General features: G+C 37.0%; 19 protein-coding genes, 1 tRNA gene and 1 riboswitch. Of the genes, 6 read left to right on the plus strand and 14 right to left on the minus strand.

The features are described 5' to 3' along the window. Positions 1-3 precede the first annotated feature (3 nt). From AABJ51_RS01225 to AABJ51_RS01245, 5 genes are all read left to right on the plus strand, one after another. Positions 4-1,428 carry an efflux transporter outer membrane subunit gene (locus AABJ51_RS01225; protein ID WP_338374087.1) on the plus strand — a complete coding sequence of 475 codons (1,425 nt, stop codon included), beginning with the start codon at positions 4-6 and terminating at the stop codon, positions 1,426-1,428. A gap of 310 nt (positions 1,429-1,738) precedes the next feature. Then, positions 1,739-1,945: riboswitch (cobalamin riboswitch) on the plus strand. A 157-nt stretch (positions 1,946-2,102) separates the two neighbouring features. Next, positions 2,103-3,173 carry a YncE family protein gene (locus tag AABJ51_RS01230; RefSeq protein WP_338374088.1) on the plus strand — a complete coding sequence of 357 codons (1,071 nt, stop codon included), beginning with the start codon at positions 2,103-2,105 and terminating at the stop codon, positions 3,171-3,173. A 348-nt stretch (positions 3,174-3,521) separates the two neighbouring features. Beyond that, entirely contained in the window at positions 3,522-4,655 is a 1,134-nt protein-coding gene (locus AABJ51_RS01235) for an ABC transporter substrate-binding protein (RefSeq protein WP_026626928.1), read from the plus strand. Positions 4,656-4,736: 81 nt separating this feature from the next. Continuing rightward, the gene (locus AABJ51_RS01240; RefSeq protein ID WP_338374090.1) at positions 4,737-5,777 is read left to right on the plus strand and encodes an iron chelate uptake ABC transporter family permease subunit; all 1,041 of its coding nucleotides are present in this window, start codon (positions 4,737-4,739) and stop codon (positions 5,775-5,777) included. Continuing rightward, the gene (locus AABJ51_RS01245; protein WP_338374092.1) at positions 5,777-6,778 is read left to right on the plus strand and encodes an ABC transporter ATP-binding protein; all 1,002 of its coding nucleotides are present in this window, start codon (positions 5,777-5,779) and stop codon (positions 6,776-6,778) included. Before AABJ51_RS01240 ends, AABJ51_RS01245 begins: the two co-directional genes overlap by 1 nt. Positions 6,779-6,847: 69 nt before the next feature. Here AABJ51_RS01245 and AABJ51_RS01250 read toward each other — a convergent pair. The 3 genes from AABJ51_RS01250 to AABJ51_RS01260 all read right to left on the minus strand — a co-directional run bounded on the left by AABJ51_RS01250 (position 6,848) and on the right by AABJ51_RS01260 (position 9,761). Then, positions 6,848-6,920: transfer RNA gene (locus AABJ51_RS01250), tRNA-Met, on the minus strand. A gap of 115 nt (positions 6,921-7,035) precedes the next feature. Continuing rightward, the gene (locus AABJ51_RS01255) at positions 7,036-8,451 is read right to left on the minus strand and encodes a DUF3078 domain-containing protein (protein WP_338374095.1); all 1,416 of its coding nucleotides are present in this window, start codon (positions 8,449-8,451) and stop codon (positions 7,036-7,038) included. A 155-nt stretch (positions 8,452-8,606) separates the two neighbouring features. Next, positions 8,607-9,761 (minus strand): lactonase family protein, encoded by a 1,155-nt coding sequence (locus tag AABJ51_RS01260; protein WP_434781378.1) that lies wholly within the window; start codon positions 9,759-9,761, stop codon positions 8,607-8,609. 265 nt (positions 9,762-10,026) lie between these two features. Here AABJ51_RS01260 and AABJ51_RS01265 point away from each other — a divergent pair, with 265 nt between their 5' ends. Further along, complete coding sequence (locus tag AABJ51_RS01265; RefSeq protein ID WP_026626923.1) at positions 10,027-10,278, plus strand: type B 50S ribosomal protein L31; 252 nt, start codon at positions 10,027-10,029, stop codon at positions 10,276-10,278. A gap of 384 nt (positions 10,279-10,662) precedes the next feature. On the opposite strand, the gene ypfJ is transcribed toward AABJ51_RS01265, so the two are convergent. From ypfJ to sufC, 11 genes are all read right to left on the minus strand, one after another. Beyond that, positions 10,663-11,517 carry a KPN_02809 family neutral zinc metallopeptidase gene (gene ypfJ, locus AABJ51_RS01270; protein WP_338374100.1) on the minus strand — a complete coding sequence of 285 codons (855 nt, stop codon included), beginning with the start codon at positions 11,515-11,517 and terminating at the stop codon, positions 10,663-10,665. A 125-nt stretch (positions 11,518-11,642) separates the two neighbouring features. After that, a complete protein-coding gene (locus tag AABJ51_RS01275; protein ID WP_026626919.1) occupies positions 11,643-12,023 on the minus strand; it encodes an MmcQ/YjbR family DNA-binding protein in 381 nt (126 codons plus the stop codon). Next, on the minus strand, positions 12,020-12,676 hold the full coding sequence (locus tag AABJ51_RS01280) for an alpha/beta fold hydrolase (RefSeq protein ID WP_338374102.1): 657 nt from the start codon (positions 12,674-12,676) through the stop codon (positions 12,020-12,022). Before AABJ51_RS01280 ends, AABJ51_RS01275 begins: the two co-directional genes overlap by 4 nt. A gap of 36 nt (positions 12,677-12,712) precedes the next feature. Continuing rightward, on the minus strand, positions 12,713-13,408 hold the full coding sequence (locus AABJ51_RS01285) for a YjjG family noncanonical pyrimidine nucleotidase (protein WP_338374104.1): 696 nt from the start codon (positions 13,406-13,408) through the stop codon (positions 12,713-12,715). Positions 13,409-13,538: 130 nt separating this feature from the next. Next, on the minus strand, positions 13,539-14,411 hold the full coding sequence (locus tag AABJ51_RS01290; protein WP_026626916.1) for a Cbp1 family collagen-binding glycoprotein adhesin: 873 nt from the start codon (positions 14,409-14,411) through the stop codon (positions 13,539-13,541). 110 nt (positions 14,412-14,521) lie between these two features. Continuing rightward, a complete protein-coding gene (gene rsmI / locus AABJ51_RS01295) occupies positions 14,522-15,202 on the minus strand; it encodes a 16S rRNA (cytidine(1402)-2'-O)-methyltransferase (protein WP_026626915.1) in 681 nt (226 codons plus the stop codon). Between the two features lie 3 nt (positions 15,203-15,205). Then, on the minus strand, positions 15,206-16,486 hold the full coding sequence (locus tag AABJ51_RS01300; protein ID WP_035331909.1) for a nucleoside permease: 1,281 nt from the start codon (positions 16,484-16,486) through the stop codon (positions 15,206-15,208). Positions 16,487-16,641: 155 nt separating this feature from the next. Further along, positions 16,642-17,667 (minus strand): endonuclease/exonuclease/phosphatase family protein, encoded by a 1,026-nt coding sequence (locus AABJ51_RS01305; protein WP_338374108.1) that lies wholly within the window; start codon positions 17,665-17,667, stop codon positions 16,642-16,644. 353 nt (positions 17,668-18,020) lie between these two features. After that, positions 18,021-19,241: an aminotransferase class V-fold PLP-dependent enzyme gene (locus AABJ51_RS01310; protein ID WP_134436697.1), complete on the minus strand. Its 1,221-nt coding sequence runs from the start codon at positions 19,239-19,241 to the stop codon at positions 18,021-18,023. A gap of 90 nt (positions 19,242-19,331) precedes the next feature. Continuing rightward, positions 19,332-20,672, minus strand: a complete 1,341-nt coding sequence (sufD, locus tag AABJ51_RS01315) for a Fe-S cluster assembly protein SufD (RefSeq protein WP_026626911.1) — start codon at positions 20,670-20,672, stop codon at positions 19,332-19,334. A gap of 154 nt (positions 20,673-20,826) precedes the next feature. Next, a complete protein-coding gene (gene sufC / locus AABJ51_RS01320; RefSeq protein WP_026626910.1) occupies positions 20,827-21,588 on the minus strand; it encodes a Fe-S cluster assembly ATPase SufC in 762 nt (253 codons plus the stop codon). Positions 21,589-21,712 lie beyond the last annotated feature (124 nt).

Genomic DNA, 21,712 nt, shown 5'->3' on the forward strand with positions numbered 1-21,712 from the left:
AAAATGAATAAAAAATATATTAAAGGTGCTATTCTATTGGGGCTTACAGCCTCAATAGGATTCAGCTCCTGTCAGATAACCAATAAATACAAATCTCCGGAATATAGTTCTGAAAATTTGTATCGGGATGCTAATTCTACTGATACATTAACGATCGCGAATATTCCTTGGAGACAATATTTTTCTGATCCTGTTTTACAAGGTCTGATAGATGAAGGTTTGGCTCAGAATTTCGATTTGCAGATTGCATTTTCGAGAATCAAACAGGCGGAGGCTAATTTAGGAATGGCTAAAGCGGCTTATTTTCCTTCAGTAGCATTGGTGGGTCAGGTTGAGCAGACTCGTTTGAGTGCTGCAGATCCGACAACCGGTGCACCCCGTGATCGCAAAAGCTTAGCTTATCACAAAGAAACTTACACTTTAGGTGTTTCTGCTGCTTGGGAATTAGATGTTTGGGGAAAACTAAACCGTCAATCTAAAGCGGCATATGCTCAGTTTTTGAATAGCCATGCTTACAAAAATCTGATTCAGACTTCTCTGATTGCTAATATTGCAACAACATATTATTCATTGCTGGCTTTGGATGAACAACTTAGAGTCACAAAAGAAAATATTGAGTTGCTGAATGAGACAACTGAAACAATGGCGGCTTTGAGAGATGCCGGTAATCTGACAAGTGCTTCGGTTGAACAAAGTAAAGCTTTGTTGTATTCGACTAAAGTAAGCGTTCCTGATTTGGAAAGCCAGATACGTCAGCTTGAGAATTCTCTATGCTTGATGCTGGGACGTAAGCCACAGGCTATCGAAAGAGGCAGTCTGGCTAATCAGGCTGTTCCTACAGAACTGAAAGCCGGAGTTCCTGCTCAAATGTTGGCTATGCGTCCGGATGTGCAACAGGCCGAGTTGAGTTTCCGCCAGAGATTCGAATTGACTAATGTGGCTAAAGCAAGCTTTTATCCCACAATAAGTTTAAGTTCGGGTATGATCGGGTATTCAACAGTAAACGGTTTGGCTCAGTTTTTTAAACCTGAAAACCTGTTTGCTAGTCTTGTCGGTGGTCTGACTCAGCCTATCTTTGCAAGAAAGCAATTGATTACTCAGTTGAAAGTTGCAAAAGCTGAACAAGAAGAAGCATATCTGACATTCGAAAAAACAGTTTTGTCTGCAGGTAATGAAGTTTCGAATATCTTATATACTTACGAATCGTCATTATCAAAGAATGAACTTCGTGATAAACAGGTAAATGCTCTTAATACAGCCGTATATTTCACTCAGGAATTATTAAAAGCAGGTGAAGCTAATTATACTGAAGTATTAACTGCAGAGCAAAATCTGCTGCAAGCTCAGCTTGGTCAGGTAAGCGATAAACTGGAACAATTACAGGCATCTGTTGACTTATACAGATCGCTTGGAGGTGGAACAAGATAAATAAAGGTTTCAGACCTTTTTGTAATTAACCCTGCATAGGAGCATCGGTGGTTATAATACCTTCTGTTACATAAAACGCTTTTCAACAACAATAAAGACTGTCTATTTTTTTGAATAGACAGTCTTTGTTATTTTAAGACATTCGGTTTGTTTACTATCTATATAAAATACGAAATTATATACTTGCAATTAATTAGTAATAGAAAATATTAATGATAGATTTGAAAATATAACAGTCTGCTAAATTTAAGATTACAAAGTGAATAAAAGGTCTTAGAACTTAAATGTTGTTTTTTTTATAAAAAATAATCATCTTTGTGATTGTTATGGTGGCAGATTTATAATTCTATAAATTCTGCTGAAAAGGGAATCAGGTGAAAGTCCTGAACAGACCCGCTGCTGTAAGCTCCGGTAAAGATCCGAAACATTACTTTATTCCACTGTTTATTGATGTAAAACGGGAAGGAGGTTTTAGGATGGAGCAAGTCAGAAGACCTGCCATAATAAATATTTGTACCATGCTTTCGGGGAGTAAAGCAAGAGACGCCTAAAATAAAATAAGCGAACTTTTTGCCATCAAATTTTATGAGAATAACTTAATTGTTATTTGCTTGATCAGTAAATGAGAAGGTCTTAGACCTTAGATTATATATTAATAAACTAAACTATTTATAATGAAATTGCAGAGAAATATATTTGCATCACTATTATTACTGTCGATAATGGTGTTAGGGTTTACATCATGTAGCGACGATGATAATAATAAAGAGGATAACTCAATAGGGAATGTATATGTTCTCAGTAGTGGGGGGATGGGTTCAAATAGTGCTACTTTGATTGCATATAATGCAGAGACAGGTAAGACTAATAATATTTTTGAAAATGTTAATGGGGTTAAACTCGGTGATACTGGTCAGGATATGATTTATTATGGCAGCAAACTTTATGTTTCTCTTTATAATTCAGGGATCGTTTATGTTTTGGATAATACTGGTAAGAAATTAGCCGAAATCAAAGATGATTCCGAGAAACTTCAACCTCGTATGTTTGAAGCATATAATGGTAAAGTTTATGTGACTTCTTTTGATGGTTATATCGCAAGAATCGACACAACATCTTTAGCTATCGATAAGAAAGTGGCTGTAGGACCTAATCCTGAATTTGTGAAAGTTGTCAACAATAAAGTATATGTTGCGAATTCGGGAGGGTTGAACTGGCAGAGCGGGTACAATAATACAGTTTCAATTTTAAATCCGGATCTTTCAGATAAAAAAGATATAGAGGTTGCGGTTAATCCCGTTGAACTGGACGTTGATAAATACAATAATCTATATTTGATATCGAGAGGTAATTATGGAGACGTGCCCAACACGCTTCAATCAATAAATACAACCTCAAATGAAGTAAAAGTTTTAGATACGGGCCGTTCATATTCTATGTTCGCTATCAGTGAAAAATTGTATTTGCTGAAAAAAGAATATGTTAACAGTAAGCCAACATCTTCATTAACTTACTGGGATATTGCATCAAGCAAGATTGTTGAGCAAAGTTTCATAACAGACGGTCAAGAAATTGCTGATATATCTTATGTAACAGTAGATCCTAAATCAGGCAATTACTATGTTGCAGCGGCGAATGGATCTAATACAGGAGATGTATATATATTCTCTGCCGGCGGAAAATTCATCTCTAAATTCGATACAGGAGCGGCATATCCGATGAAAATTTTATTTATTTATAAATAAGATGTCTTGTTTTATTTTCTGAATAGGTGAAAATATAAATTTGTTTTTATCTATTCAAAAAGCAAATGAGTGAATGTGATGATAAGAGAAAAAGGAAACAGCAAACAAAAGTCATTTTTTATGTAACCTTTGTAACCTTTTCTCTTGTGTTTGCTATAATCAAATTAAACTCTGGGGTAGGGCATTGCTCTACCCCAATGTGATCAGAATAGAAGAAAAGAACATATTGAAAAATATACAATTCCGAAGTTACTTTTGTTACCTTTTGAAGGTAAGGCAAAAAAACAATTGAAAAAGAGGTGATGCATAGGCTTAAGGTTGCATTGTAAAATCAGATAGGCTTTAGTTATGAGATATTCATTTATATTATTTTTATCGGTAGTGCTGTTTGCTGCTTGTTCAGGTAGCGGTACTCAAAGCGGCGGTCATAGTTTGGGCGTAGAAGATTCGGTCTATACCGTTCGTTACGCAAAGGGGTTTAAAGTGAAAATATTTCCCGAATACAAAGAGGTTACAGTTGTTGACCCCTGGGATTCAACAAAAATACTCCAACGGTATATTTTAGTGGATAAGAAGAAAGAGCTGCCCAAAAATCTGCCTGAAGGAACTCTCATACGTACCCCTTTGAGCAAAGTGGTTGCCTATTCTACTATTCATTGTGCAACATTGGATGAATTAGGCGTTATCTCTACGGTTAAGGGTGTTTGTGAGCCGGGTTATATTGATATAGATTACATTCAGAATGGTGTGAGAAACGGGTCTATAGCTGACCTTGGACAAGCTGCCAATCCTGTGATCGAAAAAATTGTCGATTCAGATCCTGAAGCTATTCTGGCAACACCGATACAAGGCAGGACATATGGCAGTGTCGATAAAACAGGTATTCCGATTATAGAAACTCCGGATTATATGGAACCTCTTCCATTGGGGCGGGCAGAATGGATAAGATTCTATTCGTTGTTTTTTGCTACTGAAGAAAAAACCGATTCTCTGTTTAATATAACCGTATCTAATTATAATGAGATAAAAGAGAAGGTTGCACATGTTAAAGAGCGTCCTTCTGTTTTTATCGATTTAATGTATGGTAATGTGTGGTATACATCAGGGGGAGAGAGTTTTATTTCGAGAATGTTGAGTGATGCAGGAGCTACTTATGCATGGCATGATAATGGTAAAGTGGAATCTGTGCCTTTGGCTTTTGAACAAGTGTTGGAGCATGCCGGAGAAACTGAGTTCTGGCTGATTAAATATAACAATCCTATCGATCTTACTTATTCGGGATTAGCGAAAGAGTATAAGCCTTATTCGTATTTCTCGGCATTTAAAAACCGGAATATATACGAATGTAATGCGGGAAAGACTCCTTATTACGAAGATTTACCGATACATCCTGACTACATTTTACAGGACTTTGCCTATGTGTTTCATCCGGATTTATTCCCCGGTTATACGCCGAGGTATTACCATAAGATGAAAGAGTAAATTGGCAGCCAAAGAGTTTATTCTTTCTTTCAGTATTGTATAAGCTTATTTTAGTAATTTTGTACCTGAAAAATTAGAAGATTGAATTTAAAAACACATATAGTAAAGTATGTATTCCTGCTGGTGGCTGGAATCATACTTTTATTTTTTGCCAACCTGTTTGTCGGCTCCGTTAAGATTCCATTTGATTCGGTTTTACATATCCTTTTTGGGGATGATACTATAAAAAAATCATGGGAACATATTGTTCTGGAAGTCCGGTATCCGCAAGCGGTGACAGCTTTATTTACAGGTATGGGTATTGCCGTGTCAGGACTTTTGCTACAGACTGCATTTCGCAATCCTTTAGCAGACTCGGGCATTCTGGGTATTAGTGCAGGATCGAGTCTAGGAGTCGCTGTAGTGATATTGCTGTTCGGTGGATTCATAGGTAACACATCCGGATTTAATTTGTCGGCATCAATGACTGTTGTGGTTGGTGCTTTTCTGGGAGCTGCAGCTGTTCTTCTTATAATTATGGGATTTGCATCCATTGTACGTAATAATATCATGTTGCTTATTATCGGTATTATGGTCGGTTATCTTACTTCATCGGTTATATCATTGTTGAAGTATTGGAGTACAAGCGAGCAGGTTTTCTCTTATATGATTTGGGGAATGGGTGATTTTTCTGGTGTGACCACTGCCCAGCTGCCATTCTTTTGTATAGTCGTAACATTGGGTTTAGTATTGTCAGTGTTATTGATAAAGCCCCTGAATGCATTATTGCTTGGTGAGAGATATGCCGCGAATTTAGGTGTGAATATTAAACGGATTCGTTTTCTGCTGCTGTTTTGTGCGGGGATACTTACTGCTGTTACAACGGCATATTGCGGTCCGGTTTCTTTTATCGGTCTTGCGGTTCCTCATATTGCAAGATTGCTTTTAGGTACATCTAATCATAAGTCGCTGTTGCCTATGACTATATTAATAGGAGGGCTTATGGCTCTTTTATGTAATCTGATAAGTGTAATTCCTGGTTCGGCGGGATTGATACCTTTGAATGCGATCACCCCGATTTTCGGAGCTCCTGTGATTATTTATGTAATTGTGAATCAAAAAAAGATACAGTATTTCAATTAATGAAACAATCATCAGTCATATCATCCGATGGATTAAGCCTAGGGTATCCTAAAACAAGAGGGAGATCGGCCTCTGTGCTATATGAGAATGTTTCGTTTGATCTATTTGCGGGAGAGCTTACGTGTTTATTAGGTTCCAACGGAGCGGGTAAATCTACATTGTTACGAACATTGACTACTTTACAAGCTCCTTTGCAGGGGCAGGTTCTTCTCAAGGGCAAAGATATAAGAGAATATACCGAACATGAATTATCGATGCTTATAGGGCTTGTATTGACTGATAAAACAGTATCAGGAGGACTCACTGTATCTGAACTGGTTGCTTTGGGGCGCCATCCTTATACCGGATTTTTCGGACGTCTGTCAAAATCTGATTATGCAATCATAGAAAAAGCTATGTCGGATGTCTGTATTCTTCATAAGAAAGATTCTTATGTTGCTGAATTATCCGATGGAGAACGGCAAAAAGTAATGATCGCAAAGGCTTTGGCGCAGGAATGCCCTATTATTATCCTCGATGAGCCTACTGCTTATCTGGATATTGTAAATCGGATTGAGATTACAAATCTGCTGCATAATCTAGCCTTGATTCAGAATAAGACTATCTTGCTATCAACTCATGATATAGAGTTGGCATTGACTCTATCTGACCGGTTATGGTTGCTATCGAGAGAAAAAGGTCTCAAATGTGGAGTAACAGAAGATATTGTATTATCTGATTCTATAAATGATTATTTAGGGAATGGCCATATCTCTTTTGATAAGCATACAGGTGTATTTGTTGCACAGCAGAAAGCTGATAAGGAGATACATCTTATAGCTGAGGGTGATTTGTTTTATTGGGGTAGAAATTTCTTGCAACGCAATAACTTTAAAGTTTCGGAAGATATTGATACTGAAATAACAGTAACAGTAATTGCTTCAGATGATATTGAGGTTGAGGTAGACAAAAACTTATCTCGGGTTTCTTCATTTGAGCAATTGAAACAATTGCTGAATTGATTGGTTGCTATATTTAGCAGAGGATTTGTCGCTAATAAAAAAGCAACCGAATTTCGATTGCTTTCTAAGTTGCGGGAACCGGACTCGAACCGATGACCTTTGGGTTATGAGCCCAACGAGCTACCAACTGCTCCATCCCGCGATATTTCGATTGCAAAGGTACGCTTTTTTCTTTACCTTCCAAATTATTCTAGAATTATTTTAAATAAAAAAATGATAGATCTGTTTATTGATCTGGTTTACAGGTGGATTTACTATCACCATTTATAAGATAGACCAAAACTTAAAGCCTGATTTAATTGAAAATAACCCAACCTTTTTTCTTTTACACTATTTTCATTATCATCAAATCTCCAATACATGGTGATGATTGTAGAAAAGTATCTGTTTATCTGCATGTTAAGTTTGTTTTCGAACTCCATTGAGGCGTATTCGTAATTTGTAAAGTACTTAAATCTAGTAGATAAGGATGTAAATCTATTGAAAGAGAAAGAGAAATCAGAATTGATTGTTGTACCAAGTTCAAATTTTTCGGTTTTATCAGCTGCAACCCCTTGTCGTTTCGTTATACTATCATTACTTATGTAGATATAGTTAATGGAAACTGGAGCCAAATTCACCGAGAACTTTAAGACTTTATATTTATCACTCTCGAATTTTTTCTCTTTAGAGAACTTCATACCGAGTCCAAAGTTCATGATAAGAGGAGATAAAAAGGCTGTACTTATTTTATCAGAATTGACGGGATAGCTATCGAATATTTGAGTTTGACTTTCTAGCTTAGCTGTGTATTCCCAATTATTAAAAGCTTTGTACCCGAATGTATTCTCTAAACGAATTAAGTCTTCATTATAGATAAAATCATGCTGTTTGTCTCCTTGATTCTTCATTGCAGTTAATCGCCACTCGAAAGTATTCGAAAAAGATGTTTTATCCTTTTTATAGTTTAAGGTAAGTTTGTGTTGATTAATTACACTGAAAGTATTATCTCCTGATTTGTACCAATTGTCAGAAACAAAATTTTGAGCTACTTGAAAATTATGCTCTCCACTATATGTCCAAAATATAAATTTCGGAGCTATTTTCGTTAATTCAACAGGTTCTACACTTATAGCATCGTCCGCAGTAATAAGATCATGGAGAACGTTTCGTTTAGTAACTTCTTCAGTATCTATTCTGGGTAGTTTTTTTAACGTAAAAGCGTTATATCTTACACTTTCTATGTTATTCATATTGGTGTAGAAATCTCTTCGTAATCTTTGAATGTCGTCAGCTTTTTTTAGCATAGGAGCCAAGGTGCTATCTTCAGAGATTAAGTGAAGCTGAGTAGCCGTATTGGGCTGTTGCTTGTTGATAAAGTCTAAATTGGATGGTAATATTTTTCCATCAAAAATAACAGGTAGGTATGCCGGATTATAAATAACTGTGTCTCTAAAGCTTACATTGTATGGAAATGGTGTCCACTGAATCGGAGGCATTTCTATAAGTCCGTTTGCTCCTCTACGGTAAACGAATGCGGTATCGGTATGCATTTTATCTGTAATCAAAAGTGAATCACTGATAAGTATTCGTTTTCGTGGCACTAGTAATTCAGAGTTTTTATTTGCTTTACCCGAAAATGAAAATGAGAAACAAAAAATGAATAATAAAATGCAATGAACAAGCTTTTTCATACAATGAGATAATCTAATGTTCTTCGACAGTGTATATTTAGATGTAAACCAGCTATCGATACAAATATAATAATAAAAGATATAGAGTTTAAATCTTTTTTGAAAAGGAAGCTTTCTATTAGATAGGAAAAGCTCCCTTTCTACTTTTTTATATGTCAATTCATAGATGCGAATTTTATACATACGGGCATATCAAGTTGAATGTCGAACCCAGTGTTTTCTAGAAGTCCGGTTTGCTGATCAACTTTAAATACCTGTATTCTGTCGCTGTCTCTATTGGCTACTAACAGAAGTTTTCCAGTAGGAGTTAATGCAAAATTTCGAGGATGTATACCTGTATCCTGATATCCTGTTTTTGTTAAAGTTCCATCATTTTGGTTGACCGAAAATATCGCTATGCCATCGCCTTTTAAGCGGTTAGACGCATATACAAATTTTCCATCTGGTGATATATGTACATCTGCACTACCTTTAGCGTCTAGGCTGTCGGCTTTTACTGTTTGTTTTTCAGCTAAGTCTCCATTGCTGCTATTGTAATCAAATACAACTACGTCTCCTGATAATTCAGTGATAAGATAAGCATACTTGCCGTTTGGATGAAAGACCAGATGGCGAGGGCCGGAGCCTGCCTTAATTGAAAATGATTCCGGTGAACCTGTAGTCAGAAATTCTTTACCTGTCGCATTAACGTCAAACTTATGTATTTTGTCAGTACCTAGATCATCCGCGAACAAATATTTATAATCTGGCGAAAACTGCACACAATGCAAATGGGGTTGTGTCTGCCGATCTTTATCAATTCCTTTCCCGGTAAACGATATTACTTTCGGTGATGGGTTTAATCCGCCTTTATCATCTACAGTAAAGGCTGTAATGCTTCCTCCCAAATAATTGGCAGTAACAACATGTTTTCCTGTTTGATCAATATTGATGTAGCACGGAGCACCCCCTCCGGTTAATTGTTTATTGATAAAAGTGAGTTTTCCGTCCTTCTTGTCAAATGAAAAAGCATTGGCTGCGGATGTTTCTCCTTCATCTTCTGTTACGGCATACACATATTTCTCTGACGGATCGAGAGTCAGATAAGAGGGGTTCTCTACATGTATTTCACTTACATAAGAGGAAGTTCCGGTAACTGTATCAAGCTTATAAACATAGATCCCCTTGCTTTCGCCCGATGTATAAGTGCCTACGAGCATATACATTTGATTTAGATCGGGGTCGGATTTAGCTGCCTGAGTTGTGCTTTTATTTGAGCAGCCTGCTAATAATAGGGCAGATACTGACATACTGATAATTTGTTTCAACATATTTTTTGTATTTTGGGTCTTAATCATTTGTTTTCTGAGTATAAAAATAGTAAGTTGCACTAAAATTTGTATCTTTTGCCATAAACAAACCTCATTTACTCCTTAAATATTAACCTCAAAACAAAATTAAGAAATAAAAGAGCTTTGCTAGTGGTATTTAAATAGAAAAAATTCAAAGACAATATTTTTTTTAATTAAAAAAAGGGTTATCTTTGCCATCCGAAATAAGAATACTGTAGCATATAATCAAATAACAATATAAGAAATGAAAAAGGGAATACATCCAGAAAACTATCGTCCTGTTGTTTTCAAAGATATGTCAAACGATGAAATATTTATCTCTCGCTCAACTATCAATGCCAGAGAAACAATAGAAGTAGATGGTGTTACTTATCCTCTAGTAAAACTAGAAATCACCAGTGCATCTCACCCTTTCTACACAGGTAAACAAAAACTTGTAGATACTGCAGGACGTGTTGATAAGTTCATGACTCGTTACGCAAATCGCAAAAAATAAACTGATCAACTTTTGAGATATAATCTAAGGCATTCCAAGTTATTTGGGGTGCTTTTTTATTTTAAATTCATTATCGGAAAAGGTAACAGAAATCAGTAAACAGTTGTCAGTTTAGCGAAAAAGGTGACAAAAGTAACACGGTCTATGTGCAATAATGAATAAATAATAATCAGTTATCAATTTCAATTTTTCATCCTTTATTATTAATTTTTCATTTTCTGAAAAGGTGACAAAGGTTACACCAAAACTTCACTTTTTGAGGGGTATCCTTTTTCTGATAAAAGCTTACCAGAAATACAGTACATTAAATCAAAGCGCGCTTTAGGTATAGATAAAAAATATACAACAAGAGTAAGTTTTTTAATTAATAATTTCTATGCTTTATTACAGTTCCGAATAAGGAATCGAGAATGTGTCACCTTCTGTTATATCGCCTGTTTCCAGACCCTTTTTCAGCCAGCGGTTGCGCTGAGCAGATGTGCCGTGATTGAATGAATCAGGCACGGTATATCCCTGAGCCTGCATTTGTAATCGGTCATCACCGATCTGGGATGCAGCATTTAAACCTTCTTCAATGTCTCCGTCCTCCAGTGATTTGAAATTCTTATTATCGTGATATGCCCATACACCGGCATAATAATCGGCTTGAAGTTCTAATCTTACATTTAACTTATTGGCTTCCTTTTGACTTAATTTTTGTTGCTGCTCATGTACTTTGTCCAAAGTTCCAAGCAGGTATTGTACATGATGTCCGACCTCATGAGCGATTACGTAAGCATAAGCAAAATCGCCACCGGCTTTGAGCTGGTTTTCCATTTCATTGAAAAATGATAGGTCGATATATAAAGTTTGGTCGGCAGGGCAGTAGAACGGTCCCGTTGAAGCAGAAGCATTTCCGCAGCCCGACTCTGTTGCATTCGTAAATAAAACCATCCGTGGAGGTACATATGTCATTCCGTGTTTAGAGAATATTTCTTTCCATACATCTTCAGATCCGGCAAGTATGGTTTTGGCAAACGTTGCCGCCTGCTCTTCTTCCGCAGTGGGTGTATGGTCAGTCTCGGTGTTGTTTAGATTGCTCAATTGTTGTGTTACGACATCCATCGGATTGCCACCCATCAGCCATACAATAATTCCAACAATAATAACACCTCCTATTCCAAGAGTGGTTTTACCTCCGACTCCTCTTCCTCTGCGGTCTTCTACGTTATCACTGGTTCTTCGTCCTCCTAGTCTCATAATTATATAAGTAATAGTAAGTATTTAATGGCGTATTATACGTATAGAAAACAAACTGGAAATCTACACCAACATCTTCACTCGTAAATTCGTTTACTAAAATAGTAATAAAAAGGTATGAGACCCTATCTTTGACCTTTTTGTTTTATGTTATAATATTCCACTTGTTTTTTCTTTGAGAGCTTTTTTATGACTTCTTCCAGTGAAATGTCTATCAATTGTTTTATCAGAGTATCCGGAACGTCACTGTCTATATACACACTGTTCCATGTGAGGCCTCGAGTATGGTCTCCCCGTTGAATCCCATTGTACTTGTCTCTTAATTCTTCTGATTGTATAGGATTACATTTCATATTCATCCTTATTTTATCGTCTTTAGGAGATAATGTCCCGTAGGCAAACATCTTCTCCATTACCTTGAAGACCAAAATGTCTTGTTTGAAGGGAAAAGATTCACTAGCCCCTGTTTTAGAAAGACAATATTCGCGGAATTCTTCTATATTCATGTTAAAAACTCTTTAATGTAAGGATACAGAATATCTTGATCTACAATGTATCCGGCGTGGTCATATCCTTTCATAATCAAGAGTGATGCATCAGGCATAGTTGCTGTAATATCTGAGAATAAATGATCATTAAAAAGGTCATTTTCTCCTCCCACAACTAAAGTCTTATTTGTTATCTGCTTGAGTGAGTCTAGCTTTATATTGGGTTCTTCCAGCATAAGTTTCAAAAGAGGATCTCCTGTTTGTGTGTATTCTTCGTTTAACCAAGCCAGATTTTCGTCTTTAAAATCCGAGGGGTTAAGGTTTACTCCGGATAAGATCAGCTTATCGAAGATGTCCTTATGGCGTAAAGCTATCAACAAGCTGATAATAGCACCATCGCTGAACCCTAGAACAGAAGGTTTACGGATATTCAAATCACGGATAAATGCAATTATATCGTCAGCCATAAATGAATAGCCGAAGTTATCCGTTTTAGTACTTAGTCCATGATTCCTGCTGTCTATCGCATAGACTGTGTAATATGGAGCTAGCTTTTCGATAAGTTTATCAAAGATATGATGGTCTTCGCCGTTACCGTGAAGAAGGATAAGCGGTGCTCCGTTACCTTTCTTTTCATAATGAAGTGTGATGTCGTTTATAGCTATTTCCATAAAGTAAGTATATAAAAAGGCCTGAGGCCTTTATCTTTATAATATATCTCGTAACTGATTTAATGATTGTATTGTATAGTTGGGCGATATATTGTCGTTATCTTTTAATCCTTTCGGGTTGAACCAGACCTGATCTATACCACTGTTTTTAGCTCCTATTATATCTGTTTTGATGTTATCTCCAATCATAATGCAGTCGGATGATGATACACCGGCTTCTTGCAGAGCGTAATTGAATATGATGGGGTGTGGTTTGTTCTTTCCTACATGATCCGATAAGATTACTTTCTTAAAATAATTTCCGACACCTGCATTGCATATTTTTTTGTCTTGAACTTCAGTAAATCCGTTCGAAACAACATACATTTTGTATTTTGGCTGTAGGTAATCCAATATTTCTATTGCCCCGTTGATGATATTCTTTCTGTTAGAGACTCTACCCATAAAATCGTAATTGATTTCGAGGGATTCATCTTTGTTTATACTCTTGTACTCTTCGAGTGTTTTAGCAAACCGTTCGCTCATTAAGCGGTCTTTCTCTATTTGGTTTTGCTCGTATAAATCCCAAAGATGTAGATTGATAGTCTGATATTTCGAATAGAAACTATTGAAATCAGAAAAATAGTTATCAAATTTATAATCGGTATAAAGTTCTTGCAGAGCATCCTTACTATTTTGGACAGTGTCTAAGATCGTGTCGTCGAGATCAAAGAATAGAGTAGTATATTTCATTTTAGAGTAAATAACGGAAATATTAAATAATATTTATAAAGTAATAAAAAAGGTCTTAGACCTTAAAAACAAACACTGATAAGAGTAAATCTTACCAGTGTCTGTATATTTTTTATTTGAAACTTACCGATCAATCAACTTGAATAACAAGGAATTGACCAAGGCTCCAGAAACGTTTGTAATCATTGATCTTAATCACAGCCTGATTATTAGCGTCTTTGATAATAGTATAGCTGTCTTTTGGCTGATCTGACAGCACCTTAGCCTTTTTGGCATATACTGGTATCTCTTTTACATCACGGATATCTATTTTGATAAAGATCGATTTATCAATCGATTCTTTCAATATTTTGTTTGAAGAAAGGAAACCTCCGCTAACCACTTTAGCTTCTTTAAGTTCTTTAGAAGTTCCGAAGATGTAATATCCTGTATTCAGGGCTTTCTCTTGTTCTTTGATTTTAGCAGCCTGTTCTACATTTTGGCTTGATAGATCCTGAACATTAGAATTCAATTGTTCAACAGCTCCTGTCAAAGATGCTATCTGGGCATCTCTCGAAGCCAATGCGTCACGCAGTTCTATTATAGAAGCGCTGCGTTGTTCGAGTTCTGCTGTCAAGCGGTCTACAGTTTGTTTTAATTGACTGGCCTGACCTCCTGCATTTTTCAATTTCTTATTCAGATTATCAATGTCAGCTTTATTCTTTTTCAAAATTTCATTGATCATCTGGAAATTATCAGTGATACGGGTTTTAGTATCGTTAGACAGTTCTCCTTTTGTTTTGGATTGCACAGTCAGATACTTTTCGGCTTCTTTAATTTGGCTGAAATTGTTTTCAACTTCATTTATAATAGACATAAGTTCCGAAATATCAGTCTGATCTTTACCCGACACTTGTAATAAGGAATCTCTTTCGGCCTGCAGTGCTTTATACTCATCCGAATTCTTAACATTACATGATGCTAAAATACCAATACAAAGACATCCTAAAATTACTTTTTTCATAATATATACTTTTTTGACTTTCTCTAATTAACATCCAATACTCAATATATGTTTTGAGGGTATGGAGCAAAATTAATTTTTTTTATTTAATGACGTACTGATTTTTTTATTTATTCATCTTTTCCTGCAATAATTAGGACAAATTCACCTCTGGGGTCTTTCTCCGTAAAGTGTGTGATGAGTTCCCTCAAAGTCCCGCGAACAGTCTCTTCGTGCAGTTTTGATATTTCTCTACAGGCGGCCGCTTGTCTGTCTTCCCCCAGATATTCAGCCAACTGGGTAAACGTTTTGACAACCCTGTAAGGTGATTCATATAAAACAATAGTAGTCGTAATTTCCGCTAATGCCTGAAGACGTGTCATGCGTCCTTTTTTTTGCGGCAGGAATCCTTCGAAATAGAATTTATCACAAGGGATACCCGAACTTACCAGTGCAGGTACGAAAGCTGTAGCACCCGGAAGGCATTCTACTTCAATTCCAGCTTTGATACACTCACGGCTGATGAGGAATCCGGGATCAGAAATACCGGGAGTACCCGCATCAGAAACCAATGCTATATTTTCGCCACTGTTCAGCCTGTCTACAATATGTGATATCGCTTTATGTTCATTGAACTTATGATAAGACTGCATTTTGTTTACAATCTCGAAGTGCTTCAGCAAAAAGCTGGTTGTACGTGTATCCTCCGCCAATATCAAATCGACTTCTTTCAGCAGGCGTATTGCTCTGAAAGTCATGTCTTCGAGATTGCCTACAGGTGTGGGTATTATAAATAGTTTGCCCGTTGACATTAATTATGCTTGATTTAGTGTTTCTTTCAATTCGGTTTTCTCGGGTTTTGATTTGAACGAAAATACGAATAATACAGCAATAACTAAAGCATATCCGGCAAAACAATACCAAATGCTTGTCCAGTCTCTGCTAAGAACCTGTCCGGTAGATGCGTATTCCGAAAAATAATCAACAACAGCACCGCTGGCATATCCTCCGATTATGGCTCCAAGACCGTTTGTCATCATGAAGAATAATCCTTGTGCACTGGCTCTGATTTTGCTGTCGGCTTCTTTTTCTACAAACAGCGATCCCGATATATTAAAGAAATCAAATGCCATTCCGTAAACTATCATGGACAGTATGAATAAGATAAGACCGTCTCCCGGATTGCCTAATCCGAATAACGCAAACCTGAGTACCCATGCAGCCATACTCATGAGCATAACCGTTTTAATACCGAAAGAGCGGAGTATAAATGGTATTGCAAGGATAAATAATGTTTCGGAAATCTGAGATATAGATAGAAGAATGACCGAGTGCTTCACCCCGAAAGAATCTGCATATTCGGGTATATCCCTGAAACTGCTGAGGAATAAATCTCCGTATGTATTTGTGATTTGTAAAGCTGCACCTAAAAGCATGGAAAAGAAAAAGAATATAGCCATTCTTTTTTTCTTGAAGAGTACTAATGCATCCAGACCGAATGATGATAGCACTGTCTTGTTTTCTGTTTTTGCCGGAGGACATTTAGGGAGTGTAAAGGCATACATTCCTAATAGGAGAGCGGCACATGCGGCTACATATAATTGCATGTTGCTGTGTTTGAATCCTGTAAGGTCTACTGTCCACATGGCACAGATAAAACCGACTGTACCCCATACCCTGATCGGCGGGAAATCTTTTACGATATCCATTTTTGCTTTTTCGAGAGCATTATACGAAACGGTATTCGTTAATGATAGTGTGGGCATATACACCATTAAGTTAAGTAACATAGCCCAGTGCATATGTTCGTAAGTTGTTGCTGTTGATGCATATATCAGAAATGCGGCTCCTAGCAGGTGACATATACCGTACAACCGTTCGGCGTTAACCCATTTATCGGCAATAATACCTGTTAATCCGGGCATAATTAGCGAAGCGATTCCCATAGTTGCAAATATTGCCCCTATTTGTCCTCCTTCGAAATGGAGTTCTGCACCTAAATACCCACCCAGAGAGATAAGCCATGCTCCCCACACGAAAAATTGCAGGAAGTTCATTATGATAAGGCGATACTTTAGGTTGTTTACACTGTTCATAAGGATCTTTTTTGAAAATTAAGGTCATCGACCTATTTGTTATTTTAAGTGACCAAAGGCATTTGATAAATAATATATGCAAAACAGGTCTTCGACCTTAAAGATAAATTAAATAATTAGTCATATGCCTTACACGCATGTGTTTAATAATATATTTACTGTTTTTCCGCTTTCCCTATGTAGATGAGGGTGGGGAAGTGATCACTGTAACCGTTCAGAAAAGTATTTCCCGAAAGAGTTCTGAGCGGGTAGCCTTTATATTTACCTGATTGCTGATACATGTAATCACGGGTGAAAATCTCCGATTTAATATAATTGAGATTACTTTTGCCTGATTTCAGTAAACTTTGAGAGATGATGATCTGATCAAATAAGTTCCATTCTCCTCTGTAGCAGAGTGTGCCTCGTCCGCTTTCATGCGTTTTCCACAAGGTGTTGAATAGACCTCCTTCTTTTACTTGATTCATTTCTTTTTTTGCACCGAGGGCGATACTGGTACTCTTATCTTTCGGGTCGTCATTCATATCTCCCATAATAACAATTGCTGTTTTGGGATTTTCGTTATAGATAGAATCACTGATATGTTTGCATATCGATCCGGCACGTTCGCGTAAAGGAGACGAGTCTTCGCCTCGTCTGGATGGCCAGTGATTGACCAGAATGGAGATAGGCTCACCTGCTAATAGTCCGCTGACTACAAGTATGTCACGTGTACGGATATTATTATTTCCGGGGAGTGTAAACGGATAAGTGCGATACGTTTTTACTTTGAAATATTTGGGATTATAGATCATGCCGACATCAATTCCTCTGGCATCGGGCGAATCCTGATGTACAATCTGATATTTGGTTTCCGAAAGTTTTGTTTTCAGAATAAGGTCTTCCATTACTTTACGGTTTTCTACTTCTGCTACTCCGAGTATGGCAAAGCCATCTTTGTTTTGCTGGCGTCCCAGCTGTGAAATCACATCCGCCAGATTATTCAGCTTTTTATTATATTTATCCTCAGTCCATTGGTATTTCCCTTGTGGAGTAAAATCTTCGTCTTGTATATTATTATCCCGATTGGTGTCGAACAGATTTTCTAAATTATAGAATGCGATGGGATAAATGTCACTTTTGACTTGCGCGGATAGATGAACACTAATGAATGCAATACAGATAAAAAAATATCTCGACATAATGAATTATAATAAATTGGATAATATCTACACAATGGATCTTATCATGCACAACCTTATACTCGATAGTATAACAAGAGGTCTTAGACCTTATTGTATGCAAATTTAATAAATAACTCAAATAATGTGTTTAAGATTACGATAAAGTTATAGCAGTATTGATGTGTTTTACTAAGAATAGTAGCAAAAAGGTCTGTTGATTTAAATAATAAACGACTATTTATGTCGTTTATTCATAAATAGTCGCAATTAAGTAGCAGAGAGTATTTAATGTTGCATTTTGAAGCAATAAATACCTGTTGCTGTTATGCTTGTTGAGCCGCTGAAAGTGGGGGAGGAACTGTTTATCTGTTTTATCCGAACATCGATACAACACGTTTCACTCCTTCTACTAATCTGTCAATCTCTTCTTTTGTATTGTAGAACACCAGAGAGGCTCTTACCGTTCCTTCTATGCCAAGTACATCCATGAGAGGTTCTGCACAATGGTGTCCAGTACGCACGGCGATACCCATTTTATCAAGTAACATGCCCATGTCGTAATGATGAATACCTTTGACTAAGAATGAAATAACAGCACTCTTGTGCTTGGATGTCCCGAATATTTTTAAACCTTCTATTTCGAGCAGACGCTTAGTTGCATATTCCAGAAGTTCGTCTTCGTAAGCCTTAATATTATTCAATCCTAGAGACTGTACATATTCTAAAGCTGTACCCAAAGCTATGAAATCGACATAGTTGGGTGTACCTGCTTCGAATTTGAAAGGCAATTCGTTAAACGTGGTTTTAGTGAAAGATACTTTGCCGATCATTTCACCACCTCCCTGATACGGAGGTAATTGATTCAATAAATCTTCTTTACCGTATAAAACACCTGTTCCTGTAGGTCCATAGATTTTATGACCCGAAAAGACCAGTAAATCGCAGTCAAGTTTCTGTACATCTATTTCGATGTGCTGAACGGCTTGTGCTGCATCTATCAAAACAGGAATATTGTGTTTGTGGGCGATCTCTATTACCTTTTCAACGGGATTTATGACTCCCATTACATTCGAAACATAAGTTACTGATACCAATCGTGTTTTTGGTGTGATTAGTTTCTCGAACTCTTCTATTATAATCTCTCCTTTGTCATTGATCGGGATTACTTTCAGATTTACTGCGGATATATCTTCCTGTATCTGCCAGGGAACAATATTGGAATGGTGTTCCATTTCGCTGACAATGATTTCGTCGCCTTCTTTACAAAACTGACGACAGAAGCTGCTTGCCACAAGATTAATGCTTTCGGTTGTACCTTTAGTGAAAATAATCTCGTGACTATGTTTCGCATTGATAAATTGTTGGACAATCTTACGGGCATTTTCGGTCAATTCGGTTGCTTCCTGACTCAGATGATGAACACCTCTGTGTATGTTGGCATTGACGGTTGAGTATATTTCGGTTATTTTATCAATAACGCATTGAGGCTTTTGTGTTGTAGCCCCATTATCGAAATATACGAGAGACTTCCCGTATACTTCGGTTGAGAGTATAGGGAAGTCCTTTCTTATTTTAGTTATATCTAAAGACATATAAGTAACTGATTGAAGTTGATGATATGATTTTCAATCATAACTAGCTTTGTCTGCATTACAGACCAAAGTTATAAATGGTCTGTGACCTTATTTGCATATTTCGCAGTTTCCGCATCGGGCATCCTGTCCCCGGAAACGCTTCTCGACCAATTCTTCAAGACGTGTTCTCAATTCGTCGATATGTATCAGACGTAATACATCAGCGGTAAATGCCTGCATCAATAATAATTCGGCATCGGCTTTAGCAATACCTCTGGCTCTCAGATAGAATAAAGCATCTTCATCTAGTTGTCCGGTAGTAAGTCCGTGCGAGCATTTAACATCATCCGCATAAATCTCCAATTGAGGTTTTGAATGCATGCGTGAGTCCGGTGATGCGCACAGATTATTATTTGTCTGATATGCCATTGTTTTCTGAGCGTCTTTTTCAACTAGGATACGTCCGCAAAATACACCGGTCGAATGATCCTGTAATACATATTTAAACAACTGGGTACTTTCGCAATGAGGTTTCGCATGATCCATAAATACGAAGTTGTCCACATGTTGTTCTTTATCCGAAATAACTACTCCTGCCACCTGTGCTTCGGAATGTTCGCCATTCAATATTACATTGTAGTTATTTCGTGTAAAGCCACAGTTAAGAGTAATATTATTTAGCAGGGTGGTAGAGCTTTTCTCTTGTTTGACGAAAGTGGATGCATGGCGTGAAACATTATTCGAATTTTCTTCTAATTCGTAAAATTCCACATGCGCATTATCATCGGCATATATTTCAGTTACCTGGGTTACCAAAAATTTACCTGAGGTAACAGTATGGTCACAGGCAAGCATTTTTACCTGTGCATTTTTACCTGCGATAATGAGTATTCTTCGGTTTACCAAATAATCGGCATTGGCAGTAAGAATATTTATCAATTGGATAGGCTGTTCTATGACTGTATTGTCCGGAACGTATACCACAAAACCATCCTGAGCAAACATGGTATTGAAAGCAGCAACACCGTTCTTTTCCAATTTGGTTATTTTACCGTAATACTTGGCGCAAATATCTGTATGCTGTTCTGCAAAATCATTTAAACTTCCGATGAATACTCCTGCGGGAAAATTCATTTTGGGAAGGTTTGTTCCGTGAAAGCCGTCATTCAATAAGAAAAACAGATTGGTGGCCAGTTCCGGAACGTTGCATTTATATGTTTGGTAAGGATCTACCTTTACCGGAAAACGGTTGATATTTATACCGAAGTCAGGAATGAATTCATTTGCCACATCGGAATACTGAAAATCTTCGAGCTGCCGATTTGGAAAACCTATTTTTTTGAATACCTCAAGAGCTTTATCCCGCTGACTGTTCAGCACATTGGCTGACTTACTGTCAATGAGATCCCGATGTTGGGTAAATAGGTCTATATATTGAGTTTCTATCATTGATTATTTGAGTTTATGAAATATATTAAGGTTTCAGGCCTTTTTATTACTTTGTCAGGTATAACAATCAAAGACTGTCATAATTCAGATGTATATCATTAAATGCTTACAGTTACTTATTATGACTACCTAAGTAATAAAAGTGTCTGCGACTCTAGTCTTTAAATTCTTTTATGATCCAGTCATAGCCTTTTTCTTCAAGTTCAAGAGCCAATTCTGGACCTGCGCTTTTTACTATACGCCCCTTGTACAGAACGTGTACGAAATCGGGTTTTATATAATCAAGCAATCTCTGATAGTGAGTAATTACAATGGTTGCATTGTCTTTGCGTCTCAATTTATTTACACCTGCCGCAACAATACGTAAAGCATCTATATCCAATCCCGAATCGGTTTCGTCCAATATCGCTAATTTCGGATCAAGCATTGCCATCTGGAATATTTCGTTGCGTTTCTTTTCTCCCCCCGAAAAACCTTCGTTTACCGAACGGCTGGCGAGTGTGCTGTCCAATTCTACAAGTTCACGCCTTTCCTTCATCAATTTCAGAAAATCAGATGCCGGAATCGGTTCTAATCCTTTGTGTTTTCGTGTTTCGTTTACTGCGGTACGCATGAAATTGACCATACTTACACCGGGAATTTCCACCGGATATTGGAAGCTTAAAAACAGACCTTCGCAAGCTCTTTCTTCGGGATCAAGATCTAGCAGGTCTTTGCCTTGAAAATCGACTTCTCCTTCGGTTACTTCAAAATTAGGGTTACCTACAAGCACGGATGCAAGTGTACTTTTTCCTGCTCCGTTGGGACCCATGATTGCATGGATTTCTCCTTCATTAACTTCAAGGTCAAGCCCTCTTAATATTTCTTTTCCTTCTACATTTGCATGTAGGTTTTTTATGCTTAATAATTTAGCCATTATACTTTATTAAATTTTGATGAATAAATCCGGACTCATCCGGCTCTCATTTCAAGAAGAGTCAACTCTCAAGAAACGAATTTATTCCTTAAAACAGTTTATTCGTGATTTAAAACAACGAAAA

The sequence above is a fragment of the Indolivaga capnocytophagoides genome (assembly GCF_036511535.1).
Classification (GTDB): domain Bacteria; phylum Bacteroidota; class Bacteroidia; order Bacteroidales; family Dysgonomonadaceae; genus Dysgonomonas_A; species Dysgonomonas_A capnocytophagoides.

Bases quoted from the DNA above. Each gene is read 5' to 3' on its own strand.
- ypfJ (WP_338374100.1), bottom strand. From the start codon at position 11,517: ATGAGACTAGGAGGACGAAGAACCAGTGATAACGTAGAAGACCGCAGA.
- AABJ51_RS01310 (WP_134436697.1), bottom strand. From the start codon at position 19,241: ATGTCTTTAGATATAACTAAAATAAGAAAGGACTTCCCTATACTCTCA.
- AABJ51_RS01265 (WP_026626923.1), top strand. From the start codon at position 10,027: ATGAAAAAGGGAATACATCCAGAAAACTATCGTCCTGTTGTTTTCAAA.
- AABJ51_RS01245 (WP_338374092.1), top strand. From the start codon at position 5,777: ATGAAACAATCATCAGTCATATCATCCGATGGATTAAGCCTAGGGTAT.
- AABJ51_RS01305 (WP_338374108.1), bottom strand. From the start codon at position 17,667: ATGTCGAGATATTTTTTTATCTGTATTGCATTCATTAGTGTTCATCTA.
- AABJ51_RS01300 (WP_035331909.1), bottom strand. From the start codon at position 16,486: ATGAACAGTGTAAACAACCTAAAGTATCGCCTTATCATAATGAACTTC.
- AABJ51_RS01280 (WP_338374102.1), bottom strand. From the start codon at position 12,676: ATGGAAATAGCTATAAACGACATCACACTTCATTATGAAAAGAAAGGT.
- AABJ51_RS01260 (WP_434781378.1), bottom strand. From the start codon at position 9,761: ATGTTGAAACAAATTATCAGTATGTCAGTATCTGCCCTATTATTAGCA.
- sufD (WP_026626911.1), bottom strand. From the start codon at position 20,672: ATGATAGAAACTCAATATATAGACCTATTTACCCAACATCGGGATCTC.
- AABJ51_RS01225 (WP_338374087.1), top strand. From the start codon at position 4: ATGAATAAAAAATATATTAAAGGTGCTATTCTATTGGGGCTTACAGCC.
- AABJ51_RS01230 (WP_338374088.1), top strand. From the start codon at position 2,103: ATGAAATTGCAGAGAAATATATTTGCATCACTATTATTACTGTCGATA.
- AABJ51_RS01285 (WP_338374104.1), bottom strand. From the start codon at position 13,408: ATGAAATATACTACTCTATTCTTTGATCTCGACGACACGATCTTAGAC.
- AABJ51_RS01275 (WP_026626919.1), bottom strand. From the start codon at position 12,023: ATGAATATAGAAGAATTCCGCGAATATTGTCTTTCTAAAACAGGGGCT.
- AABJ51_RS01290 (WP_026626916.1), bottom strand. From the start codon at position 14,411: ATGAAAAAAGTAATTTTAGGATGTCTTTGTATTGGTATTTTAGCATCA.
- AABJ51_RS01235 (WP_026626928.1), top strand. From the start codon at position 3,522: ATGAGATATTCATTTATATTATTTTTATCGGTAGTGCTGTTTGCTGCT.
- rsmI (WP_026626915.1), bottom strand. From the start codon at position 15,202: ATGTCAACGGGCAAACTATTTATAATACCCACACCTGTAGGCAATCTC.
- AABJ51_RS01255 (WP_338374095.1), bottom strand. From the start codon at position 8,451: ATGAAAAAGCTTGTTCATTGCATTTTATTATTCATTTTTTGTTTCTCA.
- sufC (WP_026626910.1), bottom strand. From the start codon at position 21,588: ATGGCTAAATTATTAAGCATAAAAAACCTACATGCAAATGTAGAAGGA.